Origin of the sequence: Sphingomonas sp. DC4900 (assembly GCF_049896485.1) — a bacterium.
GTDB lineage: Bacteria > Pseudomonadota > Alphaproteobacteria > Sphingomonadales > Sphingomonadaceae > Sphingomonas > Sphingomonas aquatilis.
This window is the reverse complement of sequence record NZ_JAFCUK010000005.1, coordinates 51,767-64,924: the sequence shown is the minus strand read 5'-3', so window position 1 is coordinate 64,924 and position 13,158 is coordinate 51,767. Positions and strand designations below refer to the sequence as shown.

Genomic DNA, 13,158 nt, shown 5'->3' with positions numbered 1-13,158 from the left:
TTTTTTGCCGTTGCCGCGGCCCATGTGAGATCAATATTGCGAGTTTGTGACAATCAAAGGGCAGCGACGTTGACCCGCGTCGCTTCGTCCCGCTGCGTTGCAAAAAGGCAACGCCCCCGGTTCGTCATGCGGCCGTTTCGGCAACGATTTCAGCCCATTGCACTTCGGTGATGACCGTGACGCCCAGGTCCGTTGCCTTCTTGAGCTTCGACCCCGCATCGGCACCGGCCACCACGAGGTCGGTCTTGGCAGACACCGACCCCGACACGCGCGCACCCAGTGCCTCGGCCTGCGCCTTGGCCTCGTCGCGACTCAGCGTTTCGAGCTTGCCGGTGAAGACGACGATCTTGCCGCTGACCTGCGAGGCGCGGGTTTCCCACACGACGTCGGCGGGCGTAACCTCGCTCAAGAGGTCGTCGACGACCTCGCGGTTATGCGCCTCGGCGAAGAAGTCGAGCAGCGCGTCGGCGACTTCGGGGCCGATCTGGGGCGTGTCGATCGCCGCGACGATCGCGCGCTGGCGGCGCAGCTCGAACTTGCGGTCGGGTTCGCCGAGCGCGGGCACGGTGTCGGCCCGGACCTGAAGCGCGGCGTCAATCATCGCGCTGAAGCCCGCCATCGAGACGAAGCGGCGGGCCAGGTCGCGCGCGGTGATCTCGCCGACATGGCGGATGCCGAGCGCGAAGAGGAAGCGGTCGAGCGATATGTCACGCCGCGCATCGATCGCGGCGAGCAGCTTGTCGACGACCAGTTCGGACATACGCTCGCGCTGGATCAGCGCCTCGCGATGCAGGTGCAGGCGGAAGATATCGGCGGGCGAGGCGATCAGGCCATCGCGGAAGAATTCCTCGACGCGGACCAGGCCGAGACCGGTAATGTCGAAGGCGTGGCGCGAGACGAAGTGGATCAGGCGTTCCACGCGCTGCGCCGGGCAGATCAGGCCGCCGGTGCAGCGGATGACGACCTCGCCCTCCTCGCGCGTCGCCAAGCTGCCGCATTCAGGGCAGTGATCGGGGAAGATAAAGGGCTCGCGGGTGACGTCGCGGGTCAGGTTCTCGACGATCTGCGGGATGACGTCGCCTGCACGCTGCAGGACCACGCGGTCGCCGGGGCGGACGCCCAGCCGTTCGATCTCGTCGGCATTGTGCAGCGTGGCGTTGGTGACGACGACACCGCCGACCGTCACGGGCTCCAGCCGGGCGACCGGGGTGAGGGCACCGGTGCGGCCGACCTGGATGTCGATCTTCTGCAGCGTGGTCTGGGCGCGCTCGGCGGGGAATTTGTGCGCGATCGCCCAGCGTGGCGTACGCCCGACGATCCCCAGCCGCGCCTGCCAGTCGAGCCGGTCGACCTTATAGACGACGCCGTCGATGTCGAAGGGCAGGTCGGCGCGCTGCGCCTCGATGGTGCGATAGATGGCCAGCGCCGCCGCCGCATCGGGCACGCGGGCAAAGGCGTCGGCGATGGGAAAGCCCCAGCGGCGCCATGCCTCGACCATGTCATATTGGGACTCGACCGGCACGTCGCTCGCCTCGCCCCAGCCATGCGCCAGGAAGCGCAAGGGACGCCCGGCGGTGATCGCCGGGTTCTTCTGGCGCAGCGATCCGGCGGCGGCGTTGCGTGGATTGGCGAACTGGCGGGCTTCCTTGCCCGTCTCGGCTGCTTCCTGCGCCAGCCGGGCGTTGAGCGCGGCGAAATCGGCCTTGCTCATATAGACCTCGCCGCGCACCTCGAACACGTTCGGCGCGTCGGCGGGCAGGGTCTGGAGAATGTCGGCAATGGTGCGGACATTCTCGGTCACGTCCTCACCGATCGCGCCGTCACCGCGGGTCAGCGCCTGGACCAGCCGCTGGTCGACATAGCGCAGCGAACAGGACAGGCCGTCGATCTTGGGCTCGGCGGTCAGGGTGACCGGCTCGTCCTCGGGCAGCTTCAGATAGCGGCGGACGCGGGCGACGAACTCCTCGACCTCTTCGTCGGTAAAGGCGTTGTCCAGGCTGGTCATCGGCCGGGCGTGCGGCACCTTGGCCAGGTGCGCGGCCGGAGCGGCGCCGACCTTGCGGCTGGGCGAATCGGTGCGGATCAGGTCAGGGAAGGCCGCCTCGATCGCGCTGTTGCGGCGGACCAGCGCGTCATAGTCCGCGTCCGAGATCTCGGGCGCGTCATGCGTGTGGTAGAGGCTGTTGTGGTGCGCGATCTGCGCGGCGAGCGCCTCCAGTTCGGCGGCGGCATCGAGCGGCGTCTGCGGCAGGTCGGTCATGGCTGCCGACTAGGGGAGAGAAAGGCGGTCGGGCAAGCGGGGAGTGGAATAGCCCCGATCAAGGGCGGTAGATGCTTGATCCGCCGCATGAATTTCCGCCGCCGATGAACCAACCACGGCCCCCGGCGATTGCGTCTTCATCCATCCGCCATCGAAGGCCGCATCATGACCGATCAGACCAATCGCCGCGATCTGTTCAAGGGCGCTGCCGTCGCGAGCGTCGCCGCCGCTGCGGCCCCCGCCTTCGCCCAAAGCGCACCCGCGCTCAGCGATCCGCAGACGCGCTACACCAGCCAGCCGTTTCCCGAACAGCGCCAGAAGTGGCCGGCGCTGCAACGCGACATGAAGCCGGTGCCCGACAGCGGTGAGCGCAGCTATCGCGGGTCGGGGCGGTTGGCCGGGCGCAAGGCGCTGGTCACGGGCGGCGATTCCGGCATCGGCCGCGCCGCGGTGATCGCCTTTGCGCGCGAGGGCGCCGATGTCGCGATCAATTACTATCCGACCGAGGAGCCCGATGCGCAGGACGTCGCCAAGCTGCTGCGGGCCGAAGGGCGCAAGGTGGTACTGATCCCCGGCGACCTCACGGACGAAAAATTCTGCCGCGACCTGATCGCGCGTGCCAACCGAGAGCTGGGTGGCCTCGATATCCTGGTCAACAATGCGGCTTACCAGCAGTCGAAGGCGTCGATCGCGGAGATCAGCACCGAACAGTTCGACCGGACGATGAAGACCAACGTCTATGCGATGTTTCACCTGTGCAAGGCGGCGATCCCGCTGATGCCGCGGGGTGCGGCGATCATCAACACCGGGTCGGTCAATTCGGTCAACCCGGGCGAAGAGCTGCTGGATTATGCCACGACGAAGGCAGCGATCCTCGTCTTCACCAAGGGTCTGGCGAAACAGCTGGGGCCGAAGGGAATCCGCGTGAATATGGTCGCGCCGGGCCCGGTGTGGACGCCGCTACAGGTGGCGGGCGGCCAGCTGCCGGGCAAGATGGGTGAGTTCGGGCAGGACACGCCATTGGGCCGGGCGGGTCAGCCAGCGGAACTGGCAGGGCTGTATGTTGCGCTGGCCGAGGCGGGCAACAGCTTCACCACCGGCAGCGCCTTTGGCGCGAACGGCGGCACCGGCGCGATCTGACGTTTTCCCCTTCCGATGGAGGGGGAGGCTCAGGCCGTCTCCAACAGGCGGTCGGCCTGTGCCCGCGCTTCATCGGTGACGGTCGCGCCCGACAGCATCCGCGCGATCTCTTCGCGTCGCTCAGCCTCGTCCAGCACGCGAACGCCGGTGCGGGTGACGGTGCCGTCGTGGCTCTTGGCGATCAGCAGATGCTCGGCACCGCGCGCCGCGACTTGGGGCGAGTGCGTCACCACCAGCAGCTGCGTGTGTTCGGCGAGTCGCGCGAGGCGCTCACCGATCGCGCTCGCCACCGCACCGCCGACGCCCCGATCGATTTCGTCGAAGATCATCGTCGCCGCGCCGCCTTCCTCCGCCAGCGCGACCTTCAGCGCCAGGATGAAGCGCGACAGCTCGCCACCGCTGGCGATCTTAGCGAGCGGGGCGAAGGGCGCGCCGGGATTGGTCGCGATCTCGAATTCGACACGATCCTTGCCGTGCGCGGACCACCCGTCGGCCCCGACCGACACAACGGTCGTGCGGAAGCGCGCGGCGTCGAGCTTCAACGGCGCGAGTTCACCCGCGACCGCCGCGTCGAGCCGCTCCGCCGCGGCATGGCGGCGCTGCGACAGGATGTCGGCGGCCGCGTCGTAATCGGCGCGGGCGGCAGCGACGGTCGCTTCCAGCAGCGCGATCCCGTCCTCGCCGGCCTCGAGCCGCTCCAATCGGCCGCGCAAATCTTCGGTCAGCGCGGCGAGATCGTCGGGCTGGACGCGATGCTTGCGCGCCATACCGCGCAGTTCGAACAGGCGCGCCTCATCCTCTTCCAGCGCCCGTGGGTCGAAGGCGAGGGCACGGCGCGCCTCGACCAGCTGTTCCTCGGCAGCCGCCGCCTCGATCACCGCGCGATCGATCGCAGCCAGCGCTTCGCCGAGCGCGGGATGATCCTCGGCAATGCGTTCCAGCACACGCGCCGCCTGGCGCAGCTGCGCTAGCCCGCCGTTCGAGCCTTCCAGATAGTCGTCGATCGCGGCCAGTTCGTCCGCGACCTTTTCGGCGCGCTGCATGCCGCGTCGCTTGTCGGCGAGCGCTTCCTCTTCGCCCGGTTCGGCGGCCAGCGTGGTGAGTTCCCCAACCGCATGCTCCAGCCATTCGCGATCGCGCGCCGCCGTCTCGATCTCGGCCTGCGCCGCGGCGAGCTTTGCCTGCGCGTCTCGCAAACTTGCCCAGGCGCGCGCGGTATCGCCCGGATCGACGCGCCCGAACGCATCGAGCAGCGCCCGATGCCCGCGTGGATTGAGCAGGCCGCGATCGTCATGCTGGCCGTGGATCTCGACCAGCATCGGCGCCATCTCGCGCAGCAGCGCGACGCCTGCGGGCTGGTTGTTGACGAGCGCGCGGCTGCCGCCATCGGCCTTGACGATGCGGCGGACGAGCAAGGGCTCGCCCGGCTCCACCTCGACGCCATTCTCTTCCAATAGGGCGCCGAGCGCGCCGACGGGCGGATCGAAGGTCGCGGTGACGATGGCCTGTGCCGCACCGTGGCGCACCAGCCCCGATTCGCCGCGTCCCCCCAGCGCCAGCCCGAGGGCATCGAGCAGGATCGACTTGCCCGCGCCGGTTTCCCCGGTCAGCACGTCGAGCCCGGCCCCGAATTCGAGGTCAAGCGCCTCGATCAGCACCACATCGCGAATGGACAGCGCGGTCAGCATCGCAGGCGCTATAGCGCGCCCGCGCGACGATGTTGATCCTTAAATGTTCTCATCGCCGCGATGACGGCCGGGGCGCCGATCAGTTGGTCGGCGTCTCGGTGGTCGGCACCGGCGCGCCGGCCGTGCCGCCGCTGGGGGCGACCGGCGTCGGCGGCGTGGGGGCTTCCGCCTTGGGCTTGGCAGCCTCCAGCTCGCCCGGTTCGGCGAGCTTCTTGGTGCCCGGCGTGTTGGGCGGGATGATCGGCTGGCCGGCGGGAATCGGCGCGGTCGGCGTGAAGGGATGCTCCTGCATCAGCTTGTACGCATGCGCATACCAGTCGCTGCCGGGATAGTTGGCGCCGAGCACCGCCGCGGCCTTCTCGGCTTCGCCGCGCAGACCCAGCTCCAGATAGCATTCGACGAGGCGCATCAGCGCTTCGGGTGTGTGCGTGGTGGTCTGATATTTGTCGATCACGGTGCGGAAGCGCAGCGCGGCGCCCAGCCACTGACCACGGGTTTCGTAGAACCGCCCGATCTCCATTTCCTTGCCGGCGAGGTGATCGTTGACGAGGTCGATCTTCAGGCGCGCGTCGGAGGCGTAACGGGTGTTCGGATAGCGGCGGGTCAGTTCGCCCAGCGCGCTCAGCGCCTGGAGCGTGATCTTCTGGTCGCGCGTGACGTCGCGAATCTGTTCGTAATAGCTCAGCGCGATCAGATAATAGGCGTAGGGAGCATCGCGGTTGCCGGGGTGGACCGACAGGAAGCGCTGTGCCGACTGGATGCTCGCGGTGTAATCGCGGTCGAGATAATAGCTGAACGCGCTCATCAGCTGCGCGCGGCGGGCCCAGATCGAATAGGGGTGCTGGCGCTCGACCTCGTCGAACAGCAGCGCCGCCTCCTTGTAGCGGCCCTGATCCAGCCGCGTCTTCGCGGTCGAATAGAGCGTGCCCACGTCGCGCGCGACATAGGGCAGGTCGGACTTCGCCTTGTTACGGGCGCAACCGGCGACCGGAAGCGCGAGGACGGCGATCATCGCGGCGGCAAGCGCCTTGGACTGTGGGATACGCATCGGCTAAGGCTCTTAGCGTAAGCGCGTGCCAGCGAACAATCCCCTGCGTCGCACGTTGGCGCGCCTGTTACGGACTCGAAAGGACCCTCATGCCTGCTACGTTGCTCCACACCCACCGCGTCGAAAAGCCGTGGGGCCGGCATGACCTGGGGTTCGGCTTTGAGGACGCGCCCAGGGACGGCGAGCCGATCGGCGAAATCTGGTTTCAGGAGCCGGGTGACAGCACGCCCGATCTGCTGATCAAATATCTGTTCACCGATCACAAATTGTCCGTGCAGGTCCACCCGGACGACGAGCAGGCGCATGCCCGCGGCCTGCCGCGCGGCAAGGACGAATGCTGGACGATCCTGGCGGCCCGCCCTGATTCGACGATCGCTCTGGGCCCCAAGCAGCCGATCACCGCCGAGCAATTGCGCGCCGACGCACAGGACGGCAGCATCGAGGACGACCTCGACTGGGTGCCGGTGAAGGCCGGCGACTTCTACTACGCCCCCAGCGGCACGATCCACGCGATCGGCGGTGGCCTGACGCTGATCGAGGTGCAGCAGAACAGCGAGACGACCTATCGCCTGTACGACTACGGCAGCGACCGGGAATTGCACCTCGACGATGGCGTCGCGGTATCGCACCTGACGCCGTACCAGCCGATCGTCTCGCCGGGTGCAGCGGGCGAGGGGCGCGACATTTTGGTCGAGGGGCCGAAGTTCGTGCTGGAGCGCTGGACCGGCGGCGAACACCAGATCGCGCTGCAGGACGGTCAGACCGGCTGGCTGGTGCCGATCCGCGGGACGGGCGAGGTTGCCGGCGTCGCGTTCAAAGCGGGCGAATGCGTTACCGTCACCGGTAGCGAGACGATCACGAGCAGCGCCGATGCGGACCTGCTGTTCGCCTATCCGGGCACGCAGCGCCTCTGATTCGCGGGCGGGCGCCGGGTAGGGGAAGCCTTAACCCGGCGCCGTTAGGCCAAGCCGCGATGCTGCGCGTCCTGACCCTGTCGTCCCTGTATCCGGATGCGAACCGGCCGAATTTCGGCGTGTTCGTCGAACGGCAGACGCAGGGGCTGGCGGCCGCGGACGGCGTCGCGGTGCGGGTCGTCGCGCCGGTGGGTGTCGCCCCCTGGCCGGTGTCGCGCTTGCGGCAAGGCGAACGGCTGGCACTGCCCACGCGCGAGACTTGGCGCGGCGTCGATGTGCATCGGCCGCGCTTTATCGCGATACCGGGCACCGCCGGCCGGTGGCATGCTCGTATGCTCACGCGCACGCTGGTGCCGGTGCTGGACGCGATACGGCGCGACTTTCCGTTCGATGTGATCGATACCTCCTTCTTCTTTCCCGATGGGCCGGCCGCGGTGATGCTCGGGCGGCGCTACGGCGTTCCCGTCTCGATCAAGGCGCGCGGGGCGGATATCCATCTTTGGGGCCGATCGGGCCCGACGGCGGCGCAGGTGAGAGAGGCGGGTCGCGCGGCGGACGGCCTGCTCGCGGTCAGCGGCGCGATGCGGGACGACATGATCGCGCTCGGCATGCCGGGAGACCGCATCCGCGTGCATCACACGGGCATCGACACGGACGCCTTCCACCCGGTCGATCGGGCCGCTGCCAAGGCCGCGCTGGGCGTCACCGGGCCGCTTGTCCTGTCCTTGGGGGCACTGATCCCCCGCAAGGGCCATGACATCCTGCTGCGCGCGGTAGCGACGCTGCCCGGTGTCACGCTGATGATCGTGGGCGAGGGGGCGGAGCGGGCGAGCCTGACCGCGCTTGCCGCGTCGTTGGGGATTGCCGATCGCGTCCGCATCGCGGGCGGCGTGCCGCATCGGGCGCTGCCGGCAGTGATCGCCGCGGCCGACGTCATGGCGCTGGCCTCGCGTTCGGAAGGGCTGGCCAATGCGTGGATCGAGGCGCTCGCCTGCGGCACCCCTGTCGTCATTCCGCCGATCGGGGGTGCGGCGGAGGTGGTGACCTCAGCGGACGCCGGACGGATCGTCGCGCGCACCCCGGAGGCCTTTGCCGCCGCCATACGGGAGCTGATCGCCGCTCCGCCTGCGCCCGACGCAGTCTCTGCGACGGTGAAGTGCTTTACCTGGCAAGCCAATACCTCGGCGCTGGTGGAGCACCTGTCGGCTCTCGTCGCCCACCGGCGCGAGAGGGATCAGGCGTCCAGCGGGTAGAGCGCCGCGCCGATCACGCGGCCCTCGCCGCGCAGCACGCCCCAGGCGCGCGCTGCGGCGCGGCTGTCCATTGCCTCGACGCCGATGCCCGTGTCTTCCAGCGCGCGGACCAGCGCGACCGGCGGGCGGGTCAGCCCGGCGCCCGTGCCGATCAGGATGAACTCCGGCGCCGCGTCGATCAGCGGCTGCAACGCTGCCGTGTCGAGCCGGTCGAGCGCGGGCGGCGTCCATTCGGACGCCGTCTCCACCGTCATCAACAGCGCGCGGAACACCCGCTCGTCGTCGACCCGGAACCCCGAGCCGACGAAGCCGCGCACGATCGGGCCGCCGGCGGCGGCCTCACGGTCCATTCGCACCGCGTCAGCCCTCGCGCGGGCCGACCCGCTCCGCATTGCTGATGCCGCCCTTTGCCGTGCGTTCGCCGGCATTCGGATCGGCGCGCAGGCCGAGCGTGATGAGCAGCGACGACGACACGTAGATCGACGAATAGGTGCCGACGACGATGCCAAGGATCATCGCGGCGGTGAAGCCGCGCAGCACATGGCCGCCGAGCAGCAGCATCGCGATCAGCGCGAGGAGGATCGTGACCGAGGTCATGACGGTACGCGGCAGCGTTTCATTGACCGACAGGTTGATGATCTCGCGCATCTCCATCTTGCGATAGCGGCGCATGTTTTCGCGGATACGGTCGTCGATCACGATCTTGTCGTTGATCGAATAGCCGATGATCGTCAGCACCGCGGCGATGATGTTCAGGTCGAATTCGAAGCGCGACAGCGCGAAGAAGCCGACCGTCATCAGCAGATCGTGGACGATCGCGACGATCGTCGACACACCGAACTGCCATTCGAAGCGCACGATCGCGAACAGGCCGATGCCCAGGATCGCGAGGACGACGGCGAGCACGCCGTTGCGGATCAGTTCGCCCGACACCTTGCTCGACACGGTCGAATAGCGGCTGAAGGTCGCGCCCGGGAAAGCCTGTCCCAATGCGCCTTCCACCTTCTTGACGACGGCGTTGGTCGCGCCTTCGTCGGCGCCTTCCTGCACGGGCAGGCGGATGGTCAGTGTCTTGGGGTCGCCGAACTGCTGGAGCGCGGCTTCGCCGACGCCCAGGCCGTCGATGACCTGGCGGACCTTGTTCTGGTCGGGCTGGGTCGGGAACTTCTCTTCGATCATCAGTCCGCCGACGAAGTCGACGCCGAAGTTGAGGCCCTTCACCACCGTCAGCCCGACCGCGAGCAGGCTGAGCGCGAGCGTCAGCCCGAATGCCCAGCCGCGCAGGCGGACGAAGTCGATGTTGGTGTTGTCGGGTACGATTTTCAGGAGGCGCATGAGGTGTCCTTTCGCCTCAAATGTTGATCGTCTTGGGCTTCTCGCGCCGGATCCACAGCGCGACGAGCATGCGCGTGAAGGTGACGGCGGTGAAGACCGAGGTGACGATACCGATGAGCAGAACGACCGCGAAGCCGCGGACCGGACCAGACCCCAGCACGAACATGATCGCGCCCGAGATGAAGTGGGTCATGTTCGCTTCGAAGATGGTGCGGCTGGCTTCCTTGTAGCCCAGCTCGACCGCCTGCACGACGCTGCGGCCGCGACGGCGTTCCTCGCGGATACGCTCGTTGATCAGCACGTTCGCGTCGACCGCGGTGCCGATGGTGAGCACGAAGCCCGCGATGCCCGGCAATGTCAGCGTGCCGCTGATCAGCGCGAGGACGCCGAGGATGACGAACACGTTGATGACGACGGCCAAGTTCGCATAGGCGCCGAAGCGGCCGTAGGTCAGGAACATGAACGCCATGACCAGCGCGACCGCGACCGAGCAGGCGAGGATGCCGGCGCGGATCGAATCGGCGCCCAGTTCCGGCCCGACGGTCGATTCCTCGATCACCTTAAGGTTGATCGACAGCTTGCCCGAACGCAGCGCGATGGCGAGCTGGTTGGCGCTTTCGACGGTGAAGCCGCCGTTGATGACCGCCGATCCACCCAGGATCGGTTCGTTGATGTTGGCGACCGAGACGACCTGATTGTCGACCACCACCGCGAACGGCTTGCCGACGTTCGCCTGCGTGACGCGCGCGAAGCGGTTGCCGCCGACGCCGTTGAACGTGATCTGGACGTTGGGTGCGTTGGTCTGCTGGTCGAAGCCCTGGCGCGCGTCGGCGACCATGTCGCCGGTGATGACCGCGGTGCGCTTCACGACGCTGACCGGCACCCCGTCACGGCTGCCGGGATGGGGCAGGATCTGGCTGCCGATCGGGGCAATGCCCTTGGCGACGTCGGCCGGGTTGGCGGTGGTGTCGACCAGCTTGAATTCGAGGCGCGCGGTCTTGCCGAGCAGGTCTTTCAGCTGCTGCGGGTTCTGTAGGCCCGGCACCTGCACCAGGATGCGGTTGTCGCCCTGGCGCACGATCGTCGGCTCGCGGGTGCCGAGCGCGTCGATACGACGGCGCACGACGTCGGTCGCATCCTCCATCGCGGTCTTGATCGCCTGGTTGAGGCCCGCCTGCGTCGGGGTCAGCACGAAGCGGCTGCCGTCGACGACCTGGATGTCCCATTCGCGCTGGCCGGTCATGCCGGCGCCGCCACCGGTGATGCCGAGCAGGCGCTCGCGCGCCGCATCGACTTGCGCCGGGTTGCGCAGCATGAAGCTGATCTGGTTGTTGCGCGTCGAAATGTCGCCGATGTCGATCCGGGGCGTGCCGTTGCGCATCGTCCCCTGGATCTGGTCGCGCATCGCCTCGATCCGCGTGTTGGCGAGATCCTGCGTATCGGCTTCCAGCATCAGATAGCTGCCGCCGGCGAGGTCCAGCCCCTTGTTGACCCGCGGATGGAACGGCCAATTCGCGGTCATCGATTCGGGCAGGAACGTCGGGATGGCCAGCGCGCACAGCAGTGCGAGCACCGTCCAGATCGTCGCTACCTTCCAGCGCGGAAAGTCCAGCATCAGTCGTTCGCCGGCTTCGAATTGGGGCTGGTGACTTCGGCCAGCGTCGCCTTCACCACGCGAATGCGCGTGTTCGCGGCGATCTCGACCTCGACGAAGGCGTCCTCCACCTTGGTGACGCGGCCGACGATGCCGCCGGCGGTGACGACCTGATCGTTCTTCTTCACGCCCGCGATCGCGGCCTGCAGCGCCTTCATGCGGCTCTGCTGCGGGCGAATCATCAGGAAGTAGAAGACGACGAAGATGAGAAGCAGCGGTGCGAAGCTGATCAGCGAGGCAAGGCCGCCGGATTCAGCGGCGCCACCCGCGGTCTGGGCATAGGCTGGGGAGATGAACATCTGATCCGTGCATGGCTGATCGGCGGAGGAAATCCCCCGCACTGGAAGCGCCGCGCGCTAGCATCGCACGGCGACTTGCGCAATGTTGCGCCGCTGCAACGGCACACGCGACCGCATTGTATCGGCCAGGCGACGATCAGCGCTTGCATCGCCGGTCCGCGCCGCCTAAAGGCCCGCGCTCTGGGATCGGCAGCGAATGCCGCACGGTCCCTCGGTCGGGGCGTAGCGCAGCCTGGTAGCGCATCACACTGGGGGTGTGGGGGTCGCAGGTTCGAATCCTGTCGCCCCGACCATTTTATCTCGCAAATCGAACACGTTGAATGCGGCGCCCTATGGCGTCCCGAGTCACGAATCGTGCTATTTACGCACCATTGCGAACGGTCAGCGTTAACGCGTCAGGCTGCCGGCTGACGGCATCGCCGCAGCATCGATGGCGGAGAGGATGGCGGTGTGGATCGCGATCCGGGCCTCGGCGATCTGCTTGTTGGTCCGGGTGGGATTCACGCGGTTGGTCAGCAGGATGACGAACGCGTCGCGCGACCGGTCGATATAGATCGACGTGCCCGTGAAGCCGGTGTGGATCAGCGCGTCGGGTGAGGCGAGGGGGCCGGCGAAGCTGCCGGCCGGATCGGGCATGTCCCATCCCAGGGCGCGGAAGCTTCCGGGCGGAAAGGCCGTCCGGGTGGTGAAGGCGGCAAGGCTGCCGGGCTTCAGGAATGGGCGACCATTGTGACGGCCATGGTCGAGATAGACCTGCGCGAGCCGCGAAATGTCTCGCGCGGTAGAAAACAGCCCTGCATGGCCGGCGACACCGCCGAAGACGAAAGCGTTTTCGTCATGCACCTCGCCCCGCACCAGCCGATGACGGAATAGGTCGTCCTGTTCGGTGGGCGGTATCCGGGCGATCCGGCTGGCGGGGGGATTGAAGCCCGTGTCTGTCATGCCGAGCGGCGCGAACACCGCATCGTGCAGGAAGCGGTCGAGCGGCTGACCGGAGAGACGCTCGATGATCTCGCCCATCAGGATCATATTTTCGTCGCGATACTGATAGTGCGTGCCCGGCGCCCAGGCCATCGGCATCCGATCGATCAGCGCGAGCAGCTCCTGCCGGTTGCGGCTGTGCTGCCACAACAGGTCGGACGTGAAGAGGCCCGAACTGTGGCTGAGCAGGTGGCGGACGGTGATCCGCTCATGACCCGGCGTGCCGGCGAAGGACGGCAGATACGCGACGACGGGGCGGTCGAGGTCGAGCAGGCCGCGGTCGTAGAGGATTTCCGCGGCGGTCGTGGTGCCGACCACCTTGGTGAGTGACGCGAGGTCGAAGATCGCATCGCGCGGCATCGGCGGTGCGTCCGGAGCGGAGGATATATGCCCGAAGGCCTTCAACGCGACCAGCCGTCCATGGACGCCGACCGCCACCACCGCGCCGAGGAACGCCTTGCCGACCCAGGATTGCACCTCGGCAAAGGCGGCGTCGAAGTTCGGTGTGCGGTCTGCGGCGATGGCTGGGGTGGGGGCGGGAGCTATTGTAACGGCGCTCAACGCGGACATGAGCGCCGCTGCTCTG

Annotated in this window: 11 protein-coding genes and 1 tRNA gene; 4 read left to right on the top strand and 8 right to left on the bottom strand. The window is 67.8% G+C overall.

Translation table 11 applies throughout. The annotated features are described in order from the left end of the window. Positions 1–124 precede the first annotated feature (124 nt). Positions 125–2,260: an NAD-dependent DNA ligase LigA gene (gene ligA, locus ACP690_RS08020; protein ID WP_426260743.1), complete on the bottom strand. Its 2,136-nt coding sequence runs from the start codon at positions 2,258–2,260 to the stop codon at positions 125–127. A gap of 165 nt (positions 2,261–2,425) precedes the next feature. Here ligA and ACP690_RS08015 point away from each other — a divergent pair, with 165 nt between their 5' ends. Then, positions 2,426–3,400, top strand: coding sequence for an SDR family oxidoreductase (locus tag ACP690_RS08015; protein WP_426260742.1), 975 nt, complete (start codon positions 2,426–2,428; stop codon positions 3,398–3,400). Positions 3,401–3,429: 29 nt separating this feature from the next. Here the strand turns inward: ACP690_RS08015 and recN are convergent, their stop codons facing one another. Together recN and ACP690_RS08005 are read right to left on the bottom strand one after the other, a co-directional pair. Further along, positions 3,430–5,088 (bottom strand): DNA repair protein RecN, encoded by a 1,659-nt coding sequence (gene recN / locus ACP690_RS08010; RefSeq protein WP_294282331.1) that lies wholly within the window; start codon positions 5,086–5,088, stop codon positions 3,430–3,432. A 79-nt stretch (positions 5,089–5,167) separates the two neighbouring features. Then, a complete protein-coding gene (locus ACP690_RS08005) occupies positions 5,168–6,136 on the bottom strand; it encodes an outer membrane protein assembly factor BamD (protein WP_017978782.1) in 969 nt (322 codons plus the stop codon). Between the two features lie 89 nt (positions 6,137–6,225). On the opposite strand from ACP690_RS08005, the gene ACP690_RS08000 reads away from it, so the two are divergent. Together ACP690_RS08000 and ACP690_RS07995 are read left to right on the top strand one after the other, a co-directional pair. Next, positions 6,226–7,050: a phosphoheptose isomerase gene (locus ACP690_RS08000; RefSeq protein ID WP_426260741.1), complete on the top strand. Its 825-nt coding sequence runs from the start codon at positions 6,226–6,228 to the stop codon at positions 7,048–7,050. 59 nt (positions 7,051–7,109) lie between these two features. Then, entirely contained in the window at positions 7,110–8,303 is a 1,194-nt protein-coding gene (locus tag ACP690_RS07995; RefSeq protein WP_426260740.1) for a glycosyltransferase, read from the top strand. Here the strand turns inward: ACP690_RS07995 and ACP690_RS07990 are convergent. From ACP690_RS07990 to yajC, 4 genes are read right to left on the bottom strand one after another with little or no spacing between them, the layout of a single operon-like run. Then, complete coding sequence (locus ACP690_RS07990; RefSeq protein ID WP_426260739.1) at positions 8,285–8,653, bottom strand: MTH938/NDUFAF3 family protein; 369 nt, start codon at positions 8,651–8,653, stop codon at positions 8,285–8,287. The two genes, ACP690_RS07995 and ACP690_RS07990, sit on opposite strands and share 19 nt — an antisense overlap. Before the next feature lie 10 nt (positions 8,654–8,663). Continuing rightward, positions 8,664–9,638 (bottom strand): protein translocase subunit SecF, encoded by a 975-nt coding sequence (gene secF, locus ACP690_RS07985; RefSeq protein ID WP_018250758.1) that lies wholly within the window; start codon positions 9,636–9,638, stop codon positions 8,664–8,666. 16 nt (positions 9,639–9,654) lie between these two features. Continuing rightward, positions 9,655–11,253, bottom strand: a complete 1,599-nt coding sequence (gene secD / locus ACP690_RS07980) for a protein translocase subunit SecD (RefSeq protein WP_426260738.1) — start codon at positions 11,251–11,253, stop codon at positions 9,655–9,657. Then, positions 11,253–11,591, bottom strand: coding sequence for a preprotein translocase subunit YajC (gene yajC / locus ACP690_RS07975; protein ID WP_017978788.1), 339 nt, complete (start codon positions 11,589–11,591; stop codon positions 11,253–11,255). The genes secD and yajC overlap by 1 nt, the downstream gene beginning before the upstream one ends. Before the next feature lie 216 nt (positions 11,592–11,807). Here yajC and ACP690_RS07970 point away from each other — a divergent pair. Beyond that, a tRNA-Pro gene (locus tag ACP690_RS07970) sits at positions 11,808–11,884 on the top strand. 94 nt (positions 11,885–11,978) lie between these two features. Here ACP690_RS07970 and ACP690_RS07965 read toward each other — a convergent pair. Next, the gene (locus ACP690_RS07965; RefSeq protein WP_426260737.1) at positions 11,979–13,142 is read right to left on the bottom strand and encodes a serine hydrolase domain-containing protein; all 1,164 of its coding nucleotides are present in this window, start codon (positions 13,140–13,142) and stop codon (positions 11,979–11,981) included. Positions 13,143–13,158 lie beyond the last annotated feature (16 nt).

What these genes read in the sequence shown, in the direction of transcription:
- ACP690_RS08000 (WP_426260741.1), top strand. Translation starts at nt 6,226, where the DNA reads ATGCCTGCTACGTTGCTCCACACCCACCGCGTCGAAAAGCCGTGGGGC.
- recN (WP_294282331.1), bottom strand. Translation starts at nt 5,088, where the DNA reads ATGCTGACCGCGCTGTCCATTCGCGATGTGGTGCTGATCGAGGCGCTT.
- ACP690_RS08005 (WP_017978782.1), bottom strand. Translation starts at nt 6,136, where the DNA reads ATGCGTATCCCACAGTCCAAGGCGCTTGCCGCCGCGATGATCGCCGTC.
- ligA (WP_426260743.1), bottom strand. Translation starts at nt 2,260, where the DNA reads ATGACCGACCTGCCGCAGACGCCGCTCGATGCCGCCGCCGAACTGGAG.
- secF (WP_018250758.1), bottom strand. Translation starts at nt 9,638, where the DNA reads ATGCGCCTCCTGAAAATCGTACCCGACAACACCAACATCGACTTCGTC.
- ACP690_RS07965 (WP_426260737.1), bottom strand. Translation starts at nt 13,142, where the DNA reads ATGTCCGCGTTGAGCGCCGTTACAATAGCTCCCGCCCCCACCCCAGCC.
- ACP690_RS08015 (WP_426260742.1), top strand. Translation starts at nt 2,426, where the DNA reads ATGACCGATCAGACCAATCGCCGCGATCTGTTCAAGGGCGCTGCCGTC.
- ACP690_RS07995 (WP_426260740.1), top strand. Translation starts at nt 7,110, where the DNA reads ATGCTGCGCGTCCTGACCCTGTCGTCCCTGTATCCGGATGCGAACCGG.
- yajC (WP_017978788.1), bottom strand. Translation starts at nt 11,591, where the DNA reads ATGTTCATCTCCCCAGCCTATGCCCAGACCGCGGGTGGCGCCGCTGAA.
- secD (WP_426260738.1), bottom strand. Translation starts at nt 11,253, where the DNA reads ATGCTGGACTTTCCGCGCTGGAAGGTAGCGACGATCTGGACGGTGCTC.
- ACP690_RS07990 (WP_426260739.1), bottom strand. Translation starts at nt 8,653, where the DNA reads ATGGACCGTGAGGCCGCCGCCGGCGGCCCGATCGTGCGCGGCTTCGTC.